This window comes from Kiloniella sp., from assembly GCF_048259265.1.
Lineage (GTDB): Bacteria > Pseudomonadota > Alphaproteobacteria > Kiloniellales > Kiloniellaceae > Kiloniella.
Genome location: NZ_JBLXHT010000004.1, coordinates 14,392 through 32,656, shown reverse-complemented (window position 1 = coordinate 32,656; position 18,265 = coordinate 14,392). Strand labels below are relative to the sequence as shown.

The 18,265-nt window shown below is 45.9% G+C and carries 20 protein-coding genes; 5 read left to right on the top strand and 15 right to left on the bottom strand.

Annotation, left to right across the window (positions count from 1 at the left end):
* Positions 1 to 24 precede the first annotated feature (24 nt).
* Both ACN0QW_RS08360 and ACN0QW_RS08355 read left to right on the top strand, forming a co-directional pair.
* Positions 25 to 1,410: an ActS/PrrB/RegB family redox-sensitive histidine kinase gene (locus ACN0QW_RS08360; RefSeq protein WP_417430493.1), complete on the top strand. Its 1,386-nt coding sequence runs from the start codon at positions 25 to 27 to the stop codon at positions 1,408 to 1,410.
* A gap of 148 nt (positions 1,411 to 1,558) precedes the next feature.
* Entirely contained in the window at positions 1,559 to 2,113 is a 555-nt protein-coding gene (locus ACN0QW_RS08355) for an ActR/PrrA/RegA family redox response regulator transcription factor (protein ID WP_417430491.1), read from the top strand.
* On the opposite strand, the gene ACN0QW_RS08350 is transcribed toward ACN0QW_RS08355, so the two are convergent.
* Complete coding sequence (locus tag ACN0QW_RS08350; RefSeq protein WP_417430489.1) at positions 2,110 to 3,426, bottom strand: hypothetical protein; 1,317 nt, start codon at positions 3,424 to 3,426, stop codon at positions 2,110 to 2,112. The two genes, ACN0QW_RS08355 and ACN0QW_RS08350, sit on opposite strands and share 4 nt — an antisense overlap.
* A 222-nt stretch (positions 3,427 to 3,648) precedes the next feature.
* On the opposite strand from ACN0QW_RS08350, the gene rfaE1 reads away from it, so the two are divergent.
* Complete coding sequence (rfaE1, locus tag ACN0QW_RS08345) at positions 3,649 to 5,148, top strand: D-glycero-beta-D-manno-heptose-7-phosphate kinase (RefSeq protein ID WP_417430487.1); 1,500 nt, start codon at positions 3,649 to 3,651, stop codon at positions 5,146 to 5,148.
* Between the two features lie 57 nt (positions 5,149 to 5,205).
* On the opposite strand, the gene ACN0QW_RS08340 is transcribed toward rfaE1, so the two are convergent.
* Together ACN0QW_RS08340 and ACN0QW_RS08335 are read right to left on the bottom strand one after the other, a co-directional pair.
* Positions 5,206 to 5,616 carry a hypothetical protein gene (locus ACN0QW_RS08340; protein ID WP_417430485.1) on the bottom strand — a complete coding sequence of 137 codons (411 nt, stop codon included), beginning with the start codon at positions 5,614 to 5,616 and terminating at the stop codon, positions 5,206 to 5,208.
* A 106-nt stretch (positions 5,617 to 5,722) separates the two neighbouring features.
* Positions 5,723 to 6,352, bottom strand: coding sequence for a carbonic anhydrase (locus ACN0QW_RS08335; protein ID WP_417430483.1), 630 nt, complete (start codon positions 6,350 to 6,352; stop codon positions 5,723 to 5,725).
* Between the two features lie 147 nt (positions 6,353 to 6,499).
* Here ACN0QW_RS08335 and ACN0QW_RS08330 point away from each other — a divergent pair, with 147 nt between their 5' ends.
* Positions 6,500 to 7,090: a DNA-3-methyladenine glycosylase I gene (locus tag ACN0QW_RS08330; protein WP_417430481.1), complete on the top strand. Its 591-nt coding sequence runs from the start codon at positions 6,500 to 6,502 to the stop codon at positions 7,088 to 7,090.
* A 37-nt stretch (positions 7,091 to 7,127) separates the two neighbouring features.
* The gene (locus ACN0QW_RS08325) at positions 7,128 to 7,592 is read left to right on the top strand and encodes a CreA family protein (RefSeq protein ID WP_417430937.1); all 465 of its coding nucleotides are present in this window, start codon (positions 7,128 to 7,130) and stop codon (positions 7,590 to 7,592) included.
* 72 nt (positions 7,593 to 7,664) lie between these two features.
* On the opposite strand, the gene ACN0QW_RS08320 is transcribed toward ACN0QW_RS08325, so the two are convergent.
* The 12 genes from ACN0QW_RS08320 to ccmD all read right to left on the bottom strand — a co-directional run bounded on the left by ACN0QW_RS08320 (position 7,665) and on the right by ccmD (position 18,258).
* Positions 7,665 to 8,825 (bottom strand): mechanosensitive ion channel family protein, encoded by a 1,161-nt coding sequence (locus ACN0QW_RS08320; protein ID WP_417430479.1) that lies wholly within the window; start codon positions 8,823 to 8,825, stop codon positions 7,665 to 7,667.
* A 117-nt stretch (positions 8,826 to 8,942) separates the two neighbouring features.
* Positions 8,943 to 9,521, bottom strand: coding sequence for a hypothetical protein (locus ACN0QW_RS08315; protein WP_417430477.1), 579 nt, complete (start codon positions 9,519 to 9,521; stop codon positions 8,943 to 8,945).
* Between the two features lie 397 nt (positions 9,522 to 9,918).
* Positions 9,919 to 10,632, bottom strand: a complete 714-nt coding sequence (locus ACN0QW_RS08310) for an ABC transporter permease (protein WP_417430475.1) — start codon at positions 10,630 to 10,632, stop codon at positions 9,919 to 9,921.
* A complete protein-coding gene (locus tag ACN0QW_RS08305) occupies positions 10,632 to 11,399 on the bottom strand; it encodes an ABC transporter permease (protein WP_299375742.1) in 768 nt (255 codons plus the stop codon). The genes ACN0QW_RS08310 and ACN0QW_RS08305 overlap by 1 nt, the downstream gene beginning before the upstream one ends.
* Positions 11,400 to 11,538: 139 nt before the next feature.
* Entirely contained in the window at positions 11,539 to 12,300 is a 762-nt protein-coding gene (locus tag ACN0QW_RS08300) for an ABC transporter substrate-binding protein (RefSeq protein WP_417430473.1), read from the bottom strand.
* Positions 12,301 to 12,344: 44 nt separating this feature from the next.
* Complete coding sequence (locus ACN0QW_RS08295) at positions 12,345 to 13,121, bottom strand: ABC transporter ATP-binding protein (RefSeq protein WP_417430935.1); 777 nt, start codon at positions 13,119 to 13,121, stop codon at positions 12,345 to 12,347.
* A gap of 144 nt (positions 13,122 to 13,265) precedes the next feature.
* Entirely contained in the window at positions 13,266 to 14,498 is a 1,233-nt protein-coding gene (gene ccmI, locus ACN0QW_RS08290; RefSeq protein ID WP_417430471.1) for a c-type cytochrome biogenesis protein CcmI, read from the bottom strand.
* The gene (locus ACN0QW_RS08285) at positions 14,495 to 14,998 is read right to left on the bottom strand and encodes a cytochrome c-type biogenesis protein CcmH (RefSeq protein ID WP_417430469.1); all 504 of its coding nucleotides are present in this window, start codon (positions 14,996 to 14,998) and stop codon (positions 14,495 to 14,497) included. The genes ccmI and ACN0QW_RS08285 overlap by 4 nt, the downstream gene beginning before the upstream one ends.
* A gap of 50 nt (positions 14,999 to 15,048) precedes the next feature.
* Positions 15,049 to 15,606, bottom strand: coding sequence for a DsbE family thiol:disulfide interchange protein (locus ACN0QW_RS08280; RefSeq protein ID WP_417430467.1), 558 nt, complete (start codon positions 15,604 to 15,606; stop codon positions 15,049 to 15,051).
* Complete coding sequence (locus ACN0QW_RS08275; RefSeq protein ID WP_417430465.1) at positions 15,603 to 17,603, bottom strand: heme lyase CcmF/NrfE family subunit; 2,001 nt, start codon at positions 17,601 to 17,603, stop codon at positions 15,603 to 15,605. Before ACN0QW_RS08275 ends, ACN0QW_RS08280 begins: the two co-directional genes overlap by 4 nt.
* Positions 17,600 to 18,055 carry a cytochrome c maturation protein CcmE gene (gene ccmE / locus ACN0QW_RS08270; RefSeq protein WP_299375720.1) on the bottom strand — a complete coding sequence of 152 codons (456 nt, stop codon included), beginning with the start codon at positions 18,053 to 18,055 and terminating at the stop codon, positions 17,600 to 17,602. Before ccmE ends, ACN0QW_RS08275 begins: the two co-directional genes overlap by 4 nt.
* On the bottom strand, positions 18,052 to 18,258 hold the full coding sequence (gene ccmD / locus ACN0QW_RS08265; RefSeq protein ID WP_417430462.1) for a heme exporter protein CcmD: 207 nt from the start codon (positions 18,256 to 18,258) through the stop codon (positions 18,052 to 18,054). The genes ccmE and ccmD overlap by 4 nt, the downstream gene beginning before the upstream one ends.
* Positions 18,259 to 18,265 lie beyond the last annotated feature (7 nt).

The following is an 18,265-nucleotide window of genomic DNA, read 5'->3' as shown; positions in this document are numbered from 1 at the left end:
AAGATAAGCGAATGGAACAAGGCAGTGAGTAGTGCATTCCGATTGGAGCCCGAAGTAGGGTTACACCCTGAACAAGGCCGGGTCCGTTTGAGGACACTGGTTTTTATCAGGTGGATGGCAATCTGTGGCCAAACAGCTGCGTTGTTGATCGCTCATTTCGGTCTTGGGTTAGAACTTCCTTTGATTGCAGCGTTCTTGGTCGTTCTTACATCTGGTGTTTTGAATGTAGCACAGGTAGCGACGCGCCCGGCATCATCTTGGTTACGTAACAAAGAAGCAACTATGGCATTGGCGTTTGATCTGATTCAGATATCAGTGCTGCTGTCTCTGACAGGGGGGCTGACAAATCCCTTTTCAATCCTGATTTTGGGTCCGGTAACGGTGTCCGCTTCTATTCTTACCAGGCGGAGTACAATCTGTTTAGGTATCTTGGCGATTGTTGCGGTGACAGCAGATGTTTTCTTTTATTTACCACTACCTTGGCCTGAAGGTAGCTTTTTCCTTCACTCTCTTTATCTCTATGGCTTGTGGGCTGCGTTGGTTTTTACGGCGATTTTTTTGGCCGTTTATGTTTCTTCCTTAACAGAAGAGGCGCGGTCGATGGGTATGGCTCTTGTGGCATCGCAAATGGCTTTAGCGCGGGAACAAAAGTTGTCTGCGTTGGGGGGCTTGGCGGCGGCAGCAGCCCATGAACTTGGTAGTCCCTTGGGAACGATGCTGGTTGTTGCAAAAGAAATGAAAGAAGAATTACCGCCTGATGATATTTATCTGCCGGACGTCGAACTTCTAATTAGTGAGATTCTCAGGTGTCGGGAAATTCTGCAAAATCTTGCTGCCTGGCCGGAAGAAGATGGTGGAGATCCATATAATTTTATACCAGTTCAAACCTTGGTTGAAGCAGCCATTGCTCCTTATGAGAAGTTGGATATCGAAACCGTTATACGGGCATCTTCACATGAAAGTGATGGTGAGAACTCAAACCCAGAGCACCCATCAGAGCATCCAATGGTAGAACGCAGTCCTGAAATTTTACACTCTCTGGGGCTTTTTGCACAAAACGCGATCCAGTTCGCAAAAGAAAAAGTGGATATAACGCTGGTTTGGGATAAAAGAACAATTTCCCTGACAATACATGATGATGGACCAGGCTTTGACCCACAAGTTCTGGGGCGTTTAGGAGATCCCTTGCTTTCTAATCGAGAACAAGCTCAAAAAGCTCAGGCCCCAAAAAACCAAGAAAGTCGTAAGGAAGAGGACGGAGATCATATGGGCTTGGGGGTGTTTATTGCAACAACCTTACTGTCCCATACGGGAGGGAAGGTGACTTATGCTAATCATGAGGCTGGTGGTGCCGTCGTTGAGATTGTATGGCCAAGAAACCGTCTGGAAGTTGCGACTCAGCCAGTGTAAGTGACATACTTCTGGATTTTGGTGATCAGCTTGTCGTATGAATATTTTGCAAGACAGACGAGCTTAATACATCTTTGACCACCTGTATCTGGAAGCTTAGAATGGTTAGAGATAACAAAGAATAGAATTAATCTAGGGGTAACAAGTAATGTCAGAGTCGCAAGATGCGGAGAAAAAGAAGCTGCTGATTGTTGATGATGATGAGCGTTTTGCTGAACGCTTGTCGCGAGCGATGGATCGGCGTGGATTTGAGCCTGTTGTTGCCAATTCTGTTGCTGACGGTATCCGATTGGCACATTCTGATACTCAAGAGTATGCTGTCGTCGATTTAAGGCTTCAGGATGGATCTGGCCTTGATGTTGTAAAGGCCATTCACGAAACATCCAAAGGTGCCCGTGTCGTTGTTCTCACGGGCTATGGAAACATCGCAACTGCTGTGGCTGCTGTGAAGGTTGGTGCATTAGATTATCTACCAAAGCCTGCAGACCCTGACCAGGTCGCTGCAACTCTTCTGCAGTCAAGTGTCGATGGGGATATGCCGCCCCCGCCTGAACTCCCCATGACGGCAGATCGTGTCCGCTGGGAACACATTCAACGTGTTTATGAACAATGCGATCGTAATGTTTCTGAAACAGCTCGACGTTTGAGGATGCACCGCCGTACGCTACAACGTATTCTGGCAAAGTATGCTCCGCACGCTTAGTCGTCGTGATCGGCTTCGGCACGATGGCGACCCATGGCGTCAGCAAGGCTTTTAGACTCTTCTTTTTTCGACGCAGCCCAGTTTCTGACAAATTTATCGATGTAGAAACCCTGCATAAGTTTAATGCCAAGCTCATGCGAAGTTGCGATCGCATCTTCAGCACCACAATGGCAGAGGATCATTCTGTTGGGATCAACTTTTTTGACTGTATCTCTGATTTCATCACCGCGTGGTGTTGTCAGGAATTTTGTCAGATCTTGATTCCATTGCAGTTTAATCAAGTCAAAACCCATCGTTCGACGATCAATCATTGGCAAAGAAAGATGGGTTATACCGTCAAGGCAGATTTTGTAGCCGCGCTCTCTTAGAAAATCACGCGCAAAGGTAAAGCTCCCGATATCAGCAAAAACATCAAGGAGCTGGAATTCTATGACAATTGACCGACGAACTGATTCGCCTAGGGTATGATCCAGCTTCAAGAATTCGTCGGATAATGCTGTCGAAATATTGAGATTCAAACTATAGGATCGACTGAGGCTAGAATCATCATTTTGCCGAAGAATGACTAACATTCGCTTATCGAGATAACGCGTTAGGTCCTGAAAAAGCCAACGGTTTGATAGTAAGTCGTGGGTTGGTAGTAGCGTCTGTTGAAGCTGATCAATGGAAAAGAAAAGTTCTTTGAATAGGGCTTCAGGTTTTTTATCTTTGTTAACTAAAAAAATGGACTGCCGTTTCATTAGGCTTGATAAATCTGCTTGATTGATTGCCTTTGACACTGCAGCTAGATGCGAAGGCATTAGTGGAATTTTGGGCTTTGCGGGTGGTTTTCCGTGTATTGCTGCTATTGCTTCTGCTTTTTCTCGGCGTAATTGCGTATCAAGATCTTCATTCATCTTAACAGCAAGCGCGATCAGATCAGTATATTCGTGGTCGAGATCAAACCAACTACAGAATTGATCTGTCTGAAGGTCATAGTCACCGGCAAGCATAGGGTCATCGCTAAAAAGATAGCGGAGCCTTAGGATCGTTTCGTCTATTTGGGCAACGGATGCACCAGAAGTAACAACAACCAAATCGTTATTATGTAGCCTGAAAACAGTTCCAGAAAATTTTGCAACCAGATCTTCACAGGCATTTTGTGCAATGCGTAGATGGTGGTCTCGCTGATGATAGGGTCGCAGACGCGATAGATGTACATGAACTGCGCGGCGGTTCTCGGTTTGTTTTCCGATCCGCTTCACATAATCCAAAAAGACCTTTTCTTGACTGAATTGGCCCTCAGGTTGTTTAGTTGAGGTCGAGTTATCCATAAGGGTAGACTACATTACATCCAGATTGCATCAGCTTGTGTAACATTATTAACCTTGAGAGTCTTCAAAGTTCGTTAACCTTACCGGAATGACCTATATTTATGCCTTTTACAATTAAAATATAGTTGTGGAATAAGACTTTCCCTTAAAAAACTTGCTCGTCGTTTGAATTGATTGCAAAAGAGAGGCAAGAAACTTTATGGATACATGGTTCAAATTCGGATGACTGCGGAAACTCTTCCTTCTATTGATTTATTGGATTTAGTTGCACGGGTTGATGACCTTGCTGGTGCTCGTGTGCGTACCGTGGGTGATTTGATGCTTGATCGTTTTATCTATGGCAGTGTTGATCGTATCTCCCCCGAAGGGCCAATTCCGGTCCTAAAGATCAATCGCCAGGTTTCAATGCTGGGCGGATCAGGAAATGTCCTTCGTAATTTGGCCGCGATTGGTGCTTCAACTAATTTTGTTGCGGTTATAGGGGATGATGCGGTTGGACAGGAAGTTAGTGGTCTTGTGCAAAAGGAAATCGGTACAGAACCTCTGAACCTTGTTGTTGAGCCACAACGTCAGACAACAATTAAAGAACGTTTTGTCGCAAGTAATCAGCAGCTCTTGCGGGCTGACCGAGAGATGGATCGCCCTCTCGCGCATGAGACCTGTGCCCGGATAATAGATCGGGTTCAAGAGAACCTTTCTTCAGTTCCGGTTCTGATTCTGTCAGACTATGACAAAGGGGTTTTGAATCAAAAGACTTTGAGTACGATTATTAGTTCTGCTCTTGAGGCAGGCTGCCAAATAATTGCCGATCCGAAAGGCCGGGATTATAGCATCTATAAAGGCGTGAGCATCGTGACGCCAAATCGCAGAGAGCTACATGAAGCCACTAGCATGTCCGTTGACGGAGATGCAGCCGTTGTCGCGGCCTGTCGTCACTTGATTGAAACTTGCGGGATTAAGGGCGTTCTTGCTACGCGTAGCGAAGAAGGAATGACCTTGGTCACATCAGATGGTGTCGTTGAACACCTTGGGGCAGAGGCACGGGAAGTCTTTGATGTTTCAGGGGCTGGCGACACCGTTGTTGCTGTGCTTGGGGCTGCTCTTGCCGCCGGCTTAAATCTTTTGGAAGCATCGTGCCTCGCGAATGTTGCGGCGGGCATCGTGGTCGGCAAGACAGGCACGGCTGTTGCTTATGGCAGTGAAATCCGACAGGCTTTGTTGGCGAGAAATGGGCATTCGTCCCAAGAGAAAGTTTCTGAGCTTGATGCGGTACTGCACCGCGTCGATCAATGGCGTAAGGCGGGGTATAAAATTGGATTTACCAACGGTAGCTTTGATCTTCTGCATCCCGGCCATATTGCGTCGCTACAGCAATCGAGATCGGCATGCGACCGCCTAATTGTAGGGTTAAACACGGATGCGTCTGTAAAACGCTACAAAGGTGAAAGCCGCCCAATTCAGGATCAGAGTGCACGGGCAACGGTATTGGCAGCTTTGGAAATAGTAGATCAGGTTGTCCTGTTTGACGACGACACGCCTTTGAAGTTGATCGAAGCTATTGTTCCAGATGTCTTGGTCAAAGGTGCTGATTACACCCTGAATCAAGTTGTTGGTGGGGATATCGTGATCCAAAACGGAGGTCAGGTCATTCTCGCGGACCTTAAAGACGGCTTTTCGACAACGAGTACAATCGCAAAAATTGATAAAAGCAAGTCATCGTAAGACGGTTTTTTTATCGGTGTTCACTGGTTGAAATGAGTGCTCTTTAAAGAAGTAATGCTATGCGAAAAAATGTACGAGTGCGGCAATCATTATGGCCGGTGCCAACCAAAAAGCACTGGCAAGTGCATAGGTAATATAGCCTGCAGCTTGCCCTTCTGACTTCAAGCGTTCATATGCTCTTCTTTCACGGCCAAGCAAAAAGATTAGATAGAACCTGTGCTTGCCAAAGGGGATAGATCTTCTGACTTCAACGGGATGTTTTGCATAGCCGCGTGCACCAAACATCTGTTTGATGGCGTGTTTTTGATCATTAGAGAAACTGGCGGCAATATCGGGATCAATACGACTAAAGTAATGCTTGATAAAGGGATCTTCAGAAGAGTCAGTTTTTCTATCTATATCTTTTTCAATGTTCTTGCCCTGTACTTTTTTGTTGGGTGTTCTTTCGTCTAACTCAACCAATGCCATGTCCCCTGTAATGCGCAGACGCGCACTACCCCCAAAAGTTTACCTTGTGGGGGTAGTGTGACTCGATTCATTTGATTAAAAGTTAACGATTTGAATCAGTTAGGCTCTAAAGGTTGATAAAGGTGCCTTTTTCTTTGTCATAGCTAAATAATTCACCAGTCGAAAAGTCAAAATACCAACCATGTAACTGGACTCTTCCATCAGCAACGCGTTCCTCAATGAAGGGGAAAGTCATCAAATTTTCCAATGAGTTAAGAATAGAAGCTTGTTCGACTGCACGCTGTAATTCTTCGCCATCTTTTCCGCAGCAGCTGACGTTTTCTTTTGCGTCTTTTGCAATTTCGATCCAGTTGGAAATAAATGAGCTGTCATTGGAGTCGTCGAGGACTCCGTCAACAAGGGCTTTGATGCCGCCGCACATTGCATGGCCCATAATAATGATATTCGGGATGTGCAGTTGCGTTATCGCATACTCAAGAGCGGCTGATGTCCCGTGGTGGCGGTCATCTGCAGCACAAGGGGGGACAAGATTAGCGACATTACGAACCATGAAAAGGTCACCGGGTAAGGTACCAAGTATTGATGAAGGTTCAACACGGGAGTCACAACAACTAATGACCATTGCTTTGGGTGATTGGCCTTTTTCGGCAAGAGACTGCAATAGCACTTCATCTCTGCGATAATCTACTGTGTGATAAGCATGATAGCCTTTGATCAGTGAATTGATTTCGCTCATTTGGCATCCTATATAGTCGTTAATTGTATCCCCAAATGGGGATTCAGTATCCCGTTATCAATATGTTGTAAACATTTTCGCAACTGCTTTACAAATTTTGATGCGCAAAGGAAGGTAAGTGTTTGAAAGTTAAGGTGAGGGATGGTCTTGAGTAATAATCAGAGCAAGAATCGTTGCGGCTGGGTCAGTGATGAAGCCTTGTATCTTGAGTACCATGATAAAGAGTGGGGCGTTCCGGTCACAGATGATCGCGAACTCTTTGAGATGCTTATCCTGGAAGGTGCACAGGCTGGACTGTCTTGGATTACTGTGTTGAGAAAGCGTGAGAATTATAGAAAAGCCTTTGTTGGTTTTGACCCGCAAAAGATTGTCCACTTTAACGGGGATGATGTTGAACGATTGATGCAGGATACGGGCTTGGTTCGCAATCGTTTGAAAATCAATTCGGTTATCAGCAATGCACAAGCCTGGTTGGAAATTATGAAAGAGGGTGAAGGGTCTTTTCGCGACCTGGTCTGGTCGGTTGTTGATAATAAAACCCATGTGAATGCCTGGAAAGGCCTGTCACAAGTGCCAGCTTCAACAGCTGAATCTGAAAAGCTTTCCAAGCTGTTGAAAAAAAATGGCTTTCGCTTTGTCGGACCGACAATTTGTTACGCTTTTATGCAAGCGTGCGGCATGGTTAACGACCATACTGTTGACTGCTTTTGTTATAAAAAACACGCACCTAGAACTTAGTGAGCTGTAAAAAATGAATTTGAATTTATCTTATATTATCAAGCCGATGTCTTTATGTTTTGGCGCTGGCCTGTTGCTTTTTTCCTCGGCTGTCAAGGCGGAAGAGATTGGAGAGGTTGATACCGTTTTTAAGTGGTTAGGCCCGAATCATAAAATTGTGATTGAAGCGTTTGACGACCCAAAGGTCGAAGGTGTTGCCTGTCATCTCAGCCGTGCGAAAACGGGGGGCATCTCGGGTGCTGTCGGATTGGCCGAAGATACAACTGATGCATCAATTGCCTGTCGCCAGATTGGGCCTATTAAATTCCGAGAAGAGCTAAAGGATGGCGAAGAAGTTTTCACGAAACGCACATCTCTTGTATTCAAAACCATGCAGGTGGTTCGCTTCTTTGATGAGAAACGTAATGTGCTGATTTATCTTGTCTATAGTGACCGAGTTATCGAGGGTAGCCCGAAGAACTCGCTTACGTCTGTACCGATTATGCCCTGGAATGAAGGGTAATAAAGGAATGAAGGTAATAAAAATTAGACCTGTACTGATAACGAAAGGGGCCCATAAGAAGCCCCTTTCGTTTTAACCCTTATTGAGCGGTGTCTCAGGTTCAAGCCCTGGAAGGCTTTGGACCTGGGCTGGTGATTCCGGTAGGCTTGCCACATGTAAGGTTGACGTCGGGAAGGCAAATGCACTGTCGTTACCTTCGACAATCTCTTTTAATTTTAGGGCGAAATCTTCTTTAATATTCATCCAATCCCCCCAATTTGTTGTCTTGGTGAAACAATAGATCATGATGTCGATTGATGAACTGTTGAAAGAATCAACATTGACGAGGGTTGTTGCGCGGGCATCATCAGTTTCAAAAGCTTCTGTGCCATAAAGGTGATCTTTGATCTCTTGCACAATCTTGCGAAGTTGCTCGCTTGTTGTGTCGTATTCAACGCCGATTTTCCAGTAAATACGTCGATTAGTCATTTTGGAAAAGTTGATAACGGCGTTGTCTGCCAGCTTGGCATTCGGCACATAAACTGGAGCTTTATCAAAGCGTCTAATCCGGGTGGATCGGAAGCCGATGTCTTCGACTGTTCCTTCGACAATTCCCTCGATCCTGACCCAGTCACCCCGGCTGAACCGTTTTTCTGCGATGATGAGAATTCCAGCAATCAGATTTTTGAACAGATCCTGAGCGCCCAGAGCAACGGCAACACCAAATAGGCCAAGACCTGCGATGATTGCGCCAACATTGATTCCCCAGAGTTCAAGAATACTGGCTGCACCGAGTAAGACCACGCAAATTTTGAGGGCTTTGATGATCCAGTCCACCATGATGCTGGTAAGGATCGTTGTGAAGCGATGTAGCAGAAAGTCTAGCGGATCTATCAGTTTAAAGACGGCATAAAAAAGTGTGTAGGCAATCAGAGAGCGTACAAGGTTATTGCCCAGTACGGCGGCTTCTCCGTCAAGGTTTAAATGATCGAGCGAGAAGAACACGCCAAGGGCAATAGGAATCATCCTTATCGGACCTTCCAGAGCTTCGAGCGCATGATCATCCACGGAGTTTTTGGTTTTGAGCGTTAATACCTTGAGGCGGTTGATCACCAGCCTTGAGAACAATCCGCGGATAACGAGAAAGGTAAAGAAAATAACTATGGATGTTACTATGTGACCAATACTGAGACCAAAAACGCCCTGATTCCAGACGTCCAGTGTTATTTCCCAGAAAGTTGATAAGTCTTCCATGATATCTCCTCGTTTATGCGCGAGGGGAGTTTGCTCAGGGAGGCCTAAGTCGTCAAGAGTGAAAGCAGATGTATTTGAAGCTTCAAAAGTTTGCTTTGAACAAAGGGTCGGATTGATTTAGTCGAACAATGCATCGATATCGTCTTGTCCCATGGCCTCCAAATCAATTTTTTCTTCTTCCGTCATGCCACCAGCCATCATGTTACCGGATAGCGTGGCCTGCCAGTCCATTTCTATTTCCATGATCTTGTCCGCGGGAAGCACATTGTGATTGCCGTGGATGACGGCACTGGCGATGTCGATCATGTGGCGGATATGTGTGGATGCATCGGGTACAAGTGCAGCAATAGATACATGATCACCAGCAGCCAATGCCTGTTCTATAGCATCTTTACTATCTTTGATGCCTTTGTCGGCAAGTTCAACCGCTTTATCAAAAGGTTCTCGGAACTCTTTCGGGGCCGCTTCGTAAGCTGCAACGGCGAGTTCTTTTGCCTGAAAGCTGCTGTCTAAGAAGTGTTGTTGATAACTTTTGGGTTGCCAGGCTTGAACTTCTTCAAATAGATCTGGCATATCTGGCACCATTTCAAGCATCATTACGGCTTCGTTGAGATGATTTAAATAATCAGTCGCTAGGAAGCTGGTCTCATCAATGTTTGAGCCTGGTAATTGTGCCTTGATACCTTCACTATCCACGTAGTTCTCACCTTTTTTATTATCATTCTATGGTCATCTTACGCTATGCGCGTTATTAACCATAACTTATCATCTGCGAACTAAATAAATTTACCCTTAACTCCGAGAAGGTAAGTTTTTATACCAAAAAAGCAGTATCTGATTTTAACATAGAACAACGTAAAGAATATCTTAATTGAGGATATTACTTATCGTATAATCACCAATTATTGATGGGTTTCTCACGCATGAGTAATAAGCGTTAGTTCTATTAATGCTTTAGGCTGCGGATGCCTGTATTTATCGAATGGAAATATGGAATTTAGGTATTCGAAATGTTTATTCATCGGTCTTTTTACTGTCACAAAGGCCGAATAAATAAACATCCGGCCTTTGATCATAAGAAGAAATCTTGAAATCAGGTGACAACCTGAATGGTTTCTTCCCGCCGTTTCAAATGTTTATTGTAGTGTGTTTCAACCAGACGGAAGAGCCAGATAAACATGAAGGTCAGGACGAAATAAAATACTGCTACGGTAATGAAGGCTTCGTAGGGTGCGTAATAGCGGGATTGTACAATACGTGCTGCGCCCGTTAAGTCGACTAGTGTAATGGTGCTGGCCAATGCACTGCCGTGAAGCATAAAGATCACTTCGTTGGAGTATGCTGGCAGGGCACGCCTTAAAGCACTGGGGATGATTATTCGTCTGAAGATCAAGAATTGAGACATGCCACAGGCTTTTGCTGCTTCGACTTCGCCAAAGGAAGTCTGTGCCATAGCCCCGCGAAAGATTTCAGTTGTGTAAGCCGCGGTGTTTAACGTGAAGCCAAGTAAAGCAAAGAAATAAGCGCCCTTTAGGAAATCAAACTCCTTGGTAAGTTCGCTATAGCCTTCGAACTGTCCTACGCCGTAGTAAAGAATAAACAGCTGTACAATAAGTGGTGTCCCACGGAATGCGTAAGTAAAAGCAAAAACAGGATAGTTTATTAGCGGATTTTTAGACAACCGCATGACAGCCAAAGGAATCGCACAAACAAAACCAATCAAAAGTGAAAGTGGTACAAGCTTGATGGTGAGGAGCAACCCCTCGAAATATAAAGGTAGCTCATCTTGTATGATTTGAAAATCCATCAGAGTGCGCTCCTTACACCGGCGGAGTACCGTTTTTCTATGATTTTGAGTATCCAGATCGATAGTGTTGTTAGAATAAGGAATGCAATCGCAGCAGTTAGATAAAATTTGAAGGGCTGGCGTGTTGCCCCGGCTGCCAGTCCAGCTTTTCGAACCATATCTTCTAAGCCAATGATAGAGGTGATCGCGCTGGCTTTCATCAGGACAAGCCAGTTGTTTCCAATTCCGGGCAGAGCGTGGCGTACCATCTGGGGAAAGAGGATACGTCGGTTGATTTGAAATTTAGTCATGCCGTAGGCTGTTCCGGCCTCTAGCATTCCTCTATCTACGGCCATAATCGCACCACGAAATGTCTCTCCCATATAGGCGCCAAAGATAAAACCAATGGTTAGAACACCTGCGATAAAGGGATTGATATCTATATAGCCCCAATCAAGGTAAGGTTCAGCAGCCACTTTCAGGGAATCCCCCGCTCCGATGACTTCCCCAAACCATGCTGTGAAGTTGAGGAGATTTTCTGGCAGGTTGTTAATAAAAACCTGTCCTCCAAAAAAGATCAGTAACATGAGAACAAGATCAGGTACGCCGCGGATGATTGTGGTATAGCCAAAGGCGATTGAGCTGGTGATTTTGTTGTTTGATAGACGCGCAAGTGCTGCAACCATCCCCAATATACATGCAACCAGCAGAGACGCCAAAGAGATGGAGACGGTGATTATGCCGCCACTAACGAGGATGCTATATCCGTAGCCATCAAGGTTAATCATTTTAAATCTTCCGATTTTAAGCCCATTCTATTAAGGGCTTTTAAAAAAAGCACCCCAGAACTCAGGTACTATGTTCTGGGTTCCGGGATGCTGTTTTACTACTTAACCAGAATACAAGATGGTCATTCCATCATTGCTCTTAGTAGATATCAAAGTCGAAGTATTTGTCGTTAATTGCTTTGTAAACGCCATTTGCACGAATAGCTTTGATTGCTGTAGAGAAACGATCACGTAGTTCAGTGTCTGATTTACGTACAGCAATACCTGCACCGTCGCCGAAATATTTAGGCTCACTGTAAGATGGGCCGAAAAGTTCATAATCTTTGCCAGCATCAGTTTTCACAAAGCCATCATCCATTGCAATGGAATCAGCGATCAACATATCAACACGACCGGCGGCGATATCCAGATATGCTTCGTCTTGAGTACCGTAACGTTTGATTTCGGTGTCTGGGAACTCAGCGGTGATGAAGGTGTCGTGAATTGTACCACGTTGTACGCCGACAGTTTTACCCTTCATGCCTTCAGCAGTGATTTCAATACCAGAACCTTTTTTGCGAAGGAATCGAGCAGGAGAATTGTAGTATTTCTCTGAGAAATCCACTTTCTTTTTACGTTCTTCGGTGATGGACATGGACGCGATGATTGCATCATATTTTTTTGCGTTAAGGGCAGGAATGATACCATCCCAGTCTTGAACGACCAGAGTACACTTTACTTTCATTTCTTCACAAAGCGCATTGGCAATGTCGATGTCGAAACCAACAACGTTACCATTTGTGTCGATGCTGCTGAATGGAGGGTAAGCGCCCTCTACACCGATACGCAGATCTTTCGCTGCGACGGTGCCAACTGTGAATGTCATTGCTGCGGCTACAGCAGTTACAAGAAACTTTTTCATTTAATGGCTCCCTAAATTTAATTGTTATACTCGTGTTTGTTTTATTATTTTAGATTTCCAGCGATAAACTGTTTGAAACGCTCTGATTGTGGATTGGCGAAAATCTCTTTTGGATTTCCCTGTTCCAGTATATGGCCCTTGTGAAGGAAAAGTGTCTGATTTGATACTTCCCGGGCAAAACCCATTTCGTGGGTTACAACAATCATTGTGCGACCTTCTTCGGCAAGGTCGCGGATAACCTTCAATACTTCGCCGACCAACTCTGGGTCCAAAGCTGACGTTGGTTCATCAAATAACATGACGGACGGGTTCATTGCCAGTGCACGGGCAATTGCCACGCGCTGTTGCTGCCCGCCGGACATATGCGCAGGATAATAATCTTTTCGTTCGTAGATGCCGACTTTATCCATCATTTCATTCGCACGCTCGGTAGCTTCTGCTTTGCTGAGGCCAAGAACGTGGATTGGGGCTTCGATGATGTTTTCCAGTGTTGTCATATGAGACCAGAGATTAAAACCCTGGAACACCATCGACAGCTTGGAACGAATGCGTTCGATTTGCTTGTTGTCTGCGGGTACAGGTTCCCCTGACTTGGTAGCTTTCATGTTAATGAGCTCGCCGCCAACGGTTACTTTACCTGAATTCGGGGTTTCCAAAAGATTGATGCATCGTAGAAATGTACTCTTCCCAGAACCACTGGAACCGAGCATCGAGATAACATCACCTTCGTGTGCAGTTAACGAAACACCTTTTAAAACCTCGATATTACCGAATGATTTATGAATGTCTTCACAGACAAGAGCAGGTGTTCTATCCACCATAGCCGCGGCGTTTGACGCCATAGGTTATGTCCCCATTGTTTAAATGTCTTGTTTTTTACTTCCTAATGAAATTAGTGTGGTTTTTTCATTATGAAAAGCAAAAAAAATATATACAACTCTTGAGGCTGCTCTTCTGGCCTTACTTTAAAGCCCAAGTTCTTGCTTTAGTTTTTGAATTTGTTCTTGGGCTTCTTCTGCGTCAGGTTGGTTTTCCGCAGCCATTTCAGCCCCTTTTATCGCTTCAAGTACATCTGATGATCTGCCAAGTGTATGGTAAGATCTTGCTAATTGTACCCAACCTTGAAGATCATCCGGCGTTTCTGTCAAACGATCGGCAAGCCTTTCGACCATGCCGTTGATCATCTCGGTTCTTTCTTCTGCACTTAACTCTGCCGCGGCAGCCATGTCTTCAGCAGAGGGTCCTGATTGGTCATCACCCTGTTGCTCTGCCGTTTCTTTTGGTTCTTCTGCAGGATAAGATGCGAGCAGCTTTTCCGGGTTCATCTTTTCCAGGTTGGCGAGTTCGACAATTTGTGCATCCAGTATTGGTAGCCAAGGATCTGCGGCAGACGTATAGGTGCGTAAAGTTAGCCAGATTTTAAGGGCATCCTCGTTCGCGTTAGCTTGTGTTAAAGCCAAGCCACTATAGAACAAGCCACGGGGATCTCGAGGGTTGAGTTCAAGTGTTTTTCTAAAGAGTTCAAGCGCATCAGATGAAACTTGTCCTTCGGCTTGTGCAACTAGCATTTCGCCAACCGCGCTATATATCATCGGGTTCGGCGGGTTATTTTCCATTGCATGGCGAAAGGCTCTCTCTGCAAGAGGGAAATTCCCTATTTCTGCATAGGTGCTACCTAGTAACATCCAGCCTTCTAAGTTTTTAGGTTCATTTTCGAGACGGGCCTGGAGTTTTTCCGCAAGCCCCATCATTTCGGTGTTGCGTTCATTGTTTTGTTGTTGGGCAATTGCCATGCGTTCAGCGGCGATGTCACGCTCGGCAAGGGGCATACCCGAAACGCCGGGTTGTCCCAGATACATGTATAACGCTAACCCAGCGATTGGGAATGTTATGGCGAGGCATCCCAACAATCCTTTCATCGCATTTGACGATAAGGGTTGTCCTTTGGTTGATCCAGATTGTTCTTGTTCGGTGTTCAGGATGCGTCGTTGAATTTCAATGCGCGCAATTTCAGCCTGGGCTTCGACGATATTTCCTGCTTTGAGATCTTTGTCTATTTCGTTCAGTTGGTCTTTATAAACGGCTAGGTCTGATTCAGCCGTATCGGCAGGCGCAGAATCTGCTTTTCTGGCCAGAGGCTTGATGAGAACAACAAGAGAAAGTGCTGTCAGTGCGCCGATAATTGCCCAAAAAATCATGAGGTTTCTCCTGAATTTGAGCTTTTTGTCTTGTTTTCATTGTCAAGAAGCTCATTTAACCGTGCTTCTTCTTCTGCGTTGAGCGGTTTAGCAACTTTTAGATTTTTGCTTCCTTTGTAAAAAAAGATCAGTCCGATGCCGCCGATACCAAAAACAAGTAGGGGCCCGAACCAAAGTAAAAAAGTGGCTGTGTTGAAGGGGGGACGAAACAAAACGAAATCGCCATAGCGATCCGAAAGATAGCTTTTCACGTCGTCATCACTATCACCGGCAACTAGCCGTTCCCTGACAACAATCCGTAGTTCTTTTGCCAGATCTGCATTTGAAGAATCGATGGGTTCATTCTGACACACTAAGCACCTGACCTCTTTTGAGATCTCGCGGGCACGCGCCTCTAATGCCGGATCATCAAGAACTTCGTCAGGCTCGAAAGCTTGCACAGGGTCACTGTTGACTGTGAAGAGGAAGAGGACGGCTGTAAAAAAAAGTAAGCCACGCATAGGTAAATATTTTCCCAGATATAAAGCCAGATATAAAAACGAATATCAGACTATTCTTGTGTCTGAAGATTGTCGATAATCGGTAAAATCTTGTTTTCGAGATCACCCGGGTTTAAAGGGCCGACATGTTTATAACGTATAGTGCCCGTAGCATCGACGATGAAGGTTTCCGGGACACCATAAACGCCCCAATCAATCCCCGTTCTGCTTTTGGGATCTCTGCCAACTCTGTGATAGGGGTTTCCATTACGCTTTAGCCAATTAAGAGCGTCTTGGGGTTTGTCTCGGTAATTAATGCCGTAGAGATTGATATCATTGCGTTTGCCAAGCTTGACCATGTCGGGATGTTCTGCAAGACAGGGAACACACCAAGAGGCAAAAATGTTTACAACAGAAATCTTGCCATTGGTCGTCAAGTCCGTTCTGGAAAAGCCGGGCACACCGAGGTTCTCCAATGCTGTCAGATTGAATTCTGGTGCCGGTTTGTCGATTAATACCGATGGCAGAATTTTAGGATCTCTTCCGGGTTTAGTTAGAGCCCAGAAAAAATAACCAAACAGAACCAACGTAATCAGAAGCGGAAGGGTAAAGAGTATTTTCTTGTTCATGCTGCGGCATTCCGCTGAGATTTTTGTTCTCGCTTTTCCTGTTTACGCTTTCCGGCAGGGGCACCGACTCTCAAGCGTCGGTCCGCCAGTGAGAGCAACCCGGCCAATACCATTAAAGTACAGCCGAACCAGATCCATGTGACCATCGGCTCGCGATAAATGCGAACCGTCCAGCCGCCGTCTTCTACCTGATCACCAATAACGGCATAATAATCTCCGACAAAAGTGGAATAGATTGCGGCCTCTGTTGTTGGCATTTTTTGGACGTTATAGAGACGCTTCTCCGGCTTCAACGTTGCCATGAATTCACCGTTTTGACTAACAGTGAAGGTGCCCTCTACAGCCTGATAGTTCGGGCCAATCAGTTCACGAACACCATCAAAACGATAATCAGTTCCAGCAACTGAGATTGTTTCGCCGGGTTTCAGGATGGCAACGTCTTCGACTTTCCATGCAGAGGTCGAAATCATTCCCGCGACGGCAATGGCCAGACCACTATGGGCTAAGGTCATGCCCCATGTGGAGCCGGGGAGTTTGATCATGCGTTGCCAGCTGGTGGACAGCGGTGCGCGGAAAAGCTTTATTTTATCAGCCCATTCGCTCAGGGTGCCCAACAGCATCCAAGCGGCGATGCCAAGCCCCAGAATAGCCAGAAGAGGCCCACCTTCTGTGACATACCATGCAAGTAATATTGCTAGGATTGTTGCCAGGCCTGCATATTTTAAGCGGCCAAGAACGCCGATCAAGTCGGCCCGCTTCCAAGGAAGCAGTGGGCCAACGCAAACCAGTAGAAGGAGGGGAACCATAACTGGGACAAAGGTGTTGTTATAGAAAGGAGGTCCGATTGAAACGCGACTGCCTCCCAAAGCTTCCATAAACAGGGGATAGAGTGTGCCGAGGAACACAGTTGCACAGGCAGTACTGAGCAAAAGGTTATTTAACAATAGCCCACCTTCGCGGCTGATTGGCGAGAAAATGCCGCCAGCTTTGAGGGACGGGGCACGGAACGCAAAAAGCGTCAACGATCCGCCAATGGCAATTGCTAGAAGGAAGAGGATAAAAATACCGCGTTCCGGGTTTACGGCAAAGGAGTGAACAGAGGTCAGCAATCCTGAGCGTACAATGAAGGTGCCAATAAGAGAGAGAGAGAAGGTCAGGATTGCAAGAAGAATGGTCCAAACCTTGAGGGAGTTTCTTTTCTCGACCACGATGGCGGAATGCAGCAAGGCAGTTCCCATAAGCCATGGCATGAAAGAAACATTCTCTACGGGGTCCCAAAACCACCAACCGCCCCAGCCAAGTTCATAATAGGCCCACCAGCTTCCCAGCGCGATTCCACCCGTTAAAAAGGTCCAGGCCGTCAGCGTCCAGGGGCGAACCCAACGTGCCCATGCGGCATCAACCTTGCCTTCGATAAGGGCGGCGATCGCAAAGGAAAAGGCTACGGAAAAACCGACATATCCGACATAAAGCATCGGGGGATGAAAGGCCAAGCCTGGATCTTGTAACAAGGGGTTAAGGTCGCGGCCGTTTTCAGGCGGTAGCAGAAGGCGGGCAAAGGGATTCGATGTAAAGATCAGGAAGGTCAGAAAACCAACGCCTATCATGGCTTGAACCGCCAAAACCCGTGCCTTGAGCGTTACGGGCAAATTACGCCCGAAAGCCGCAACAGCTGCGCCAAAAACGGCGAGAATAAGTATCCATAACAACATAGATCCTTCATGATTGCCCCAAACACCGCTGATCTTATATAGCAATGGTTTTGTTGAATGAGAGTTCTCAGCAACATTGACAAGGGTAAAATCAGAAACGATGTAAGCTTGGGTCAGGCAGCCAAAAGCCAGAAAAACAAAAAGTAATTGAATCAATGATGCCTGACTACCAAAAGCCATCAAACGGCTATCAAGTCGTTCCGCGCCGATCAGGGGCAGGATTGATTGAGCAATCGCGGCAAGCAGGGCCATGATAATGGCAAACTGTCCAAGTTCAGCAATCATTCTGTTATTTGCTCCTCATCTCCGCGCCATTCTCCGGATGCTTTCAAAGCTTCAATAACTTCGGCAGGCATGTAATTCTCATCGTGTTTTGCCAATACTTCATGGGCAACAAACTCACCCTTTTCATTCAGGCTACCTTCGGTGATAACACCTTGCCCTTCGCGAAAGAGGTCAGGAAGTATGCCTTCGTAGGTTACGGCGACAGTTTCTGCGCCGTCTGTAATGGAAAACTTAACCTTGAGGCCGCCGTCCAGCTTTTCAAAAGTTCCATCTTCGACAAGGCCACCTAATCTGAGCGCCCGACCAACAGTTACCTGTTTGGTTTTGAGGTCAGAGGGGCTGTAAAAATAGGTAATATTATCATCCAGAGCAGTTAACACGAGCGCTGTCGCAGAAGCCAGCAAAGCAATGGCGACCACGAGTACATACATTCTACGGCTTTTCCGTGTCATGAGCGGGTTGCCTCTTCCTTGTGACCAGACTGTTCGGTTGAATTTTGAATCGTTTGGAATTCTTCTAATTCAGCTTTGTTTTTTCGCAGGCGTTGTAAGGTAGTGACAAGTAATCCTGACATCACAGCAGCCGTCAAAAGATAGGCCGTCCAGATGTAGGCACCATAGTTTCCCATAGAGAGAAAGTTCGTTATCTGTTCCATACTGTCC

What these genes read in the sequence shown, in the direction of transcription:
- rfaE1 (WP_417430487.1), top strand. Translation starts at nt 3,649, where the DNA reads ATGACTGCGGAAACTCTTCCTTCTATTGATTTATTGGATTTAGTTGCA.
- ACN0QW_RS08275 (WP_417430465.1), bottom strand. Translation starts at nt 17,603, where the DNA reads ATGATTGCTGAACTTGGACAGTTTGCCATTATCATGGCCCTGCTTGCC.
- ACN0QW_RS08295 (WP_417430935.1), bottom strand. Translation starts at nt 13,121, where the DNA reads ATGGTGGATAGAACACCTGCTCTTGTCTGTGAAGACATTCATAAATCA.
- ACN0QW_RS08350 (WP_417430489.1), bottom strand. Translation starts at nt 3,426, where the DNA reads ATGGATAACTCGACCTCAACTAAACAACCTGAGGGCCAATTCAGTCAA.
- ccmD (WP_417430462.1), bottom strand. Translation starts at nt 18,258, where the DNA reads ATGGAACAGATAACGAACTTTCTCTCTATGGGAAACTATGGTGCCTAC.
- ACN0QW_RS08320 (WP_417430479.1), bottom strand. Translation starts at nt 8,825, where the DNA reads ATGGAAGACTTATCAACTTTCTGGGAAATAACACTGGACGTCTGGAAT.
- ACN0QW_RS08335 (WP_417430483.1), bottom strand. Translation starts at nt 6,352, where the DNA reads ATGAGCGAAATCAATTCACTGATCAAAGGCTATCATGCTTATCACACA.
- ccmE (WP_299375720.1), bottom strand. Translation starts at nt 18,055, where the DNA reads ATGACACGGAAAAGCCGTAGAATGTATGTACTCGTGGTCGCCATTGCT.
- ACN0QW_RS08310 (WP_417430475.1), bottom strand. Translation starts at nt 10,632, where the DNA reads ATGGATTTTCAAATCATACAAGATGAGCTACCTTTATATTTCGAGGGG.
- ACN0QW_RS08300 (WP_417430473.1), bottom strand. Translation starts at nt 12,300, where the DNA reads ATGAAAAAGTTTCTTGTAACTGCTGTAGCCGCAGCAATGACATTCACA.
- ACN0QW_RS08305 (WP_299375742.1), bottom strand. Translation starts at nt 11,399, where the DNA reads ATGATTAACCTTGATGGCTACGGATATAGCATCCTCGTTAGTGGCGGC.
- ACN0QW_RS08285 (WP_417430469.1), bottom strand. Translation starts at nt 14,998, where the DNA reads ATGCGTGGCTTACTTTTTTTTACAGCCGTCCTCTTCCTCTTCACAGTC.
- ACN0QW_RS08280 (WP_417430467.1), bottom strand. Translation starts at nt 15,606, where the DNA reads ATGAACAAGAAAATACTCTTTACCCTTCCGCTTCTGATTACGTTGGTT.
- ACN0QW_RS08355 (WP_417430491.1), top strand. Translation starts at nt 1,559, where the DNA reads ATGTCAGAGTCGCAAGATGCGGAGAAAAAGAAGCTGCTGATTGTTGAT.
- ccmI (WP_417430471.1), bottom strand. Translation starts at nt 14,498, where the DNA reads ATGATTTTTTGGGCAATTATCGGCGCACTGACAGCACTTTCTCTTGTT.
- ACN0QW_RS08340 (WP_417430485.1), bottom strand. Translation starts at nt 5,616, where the DNA reads ATGGCATTGGTTGAGTTAGACGAAAGAACACCCAACAAAAAAGTACAG.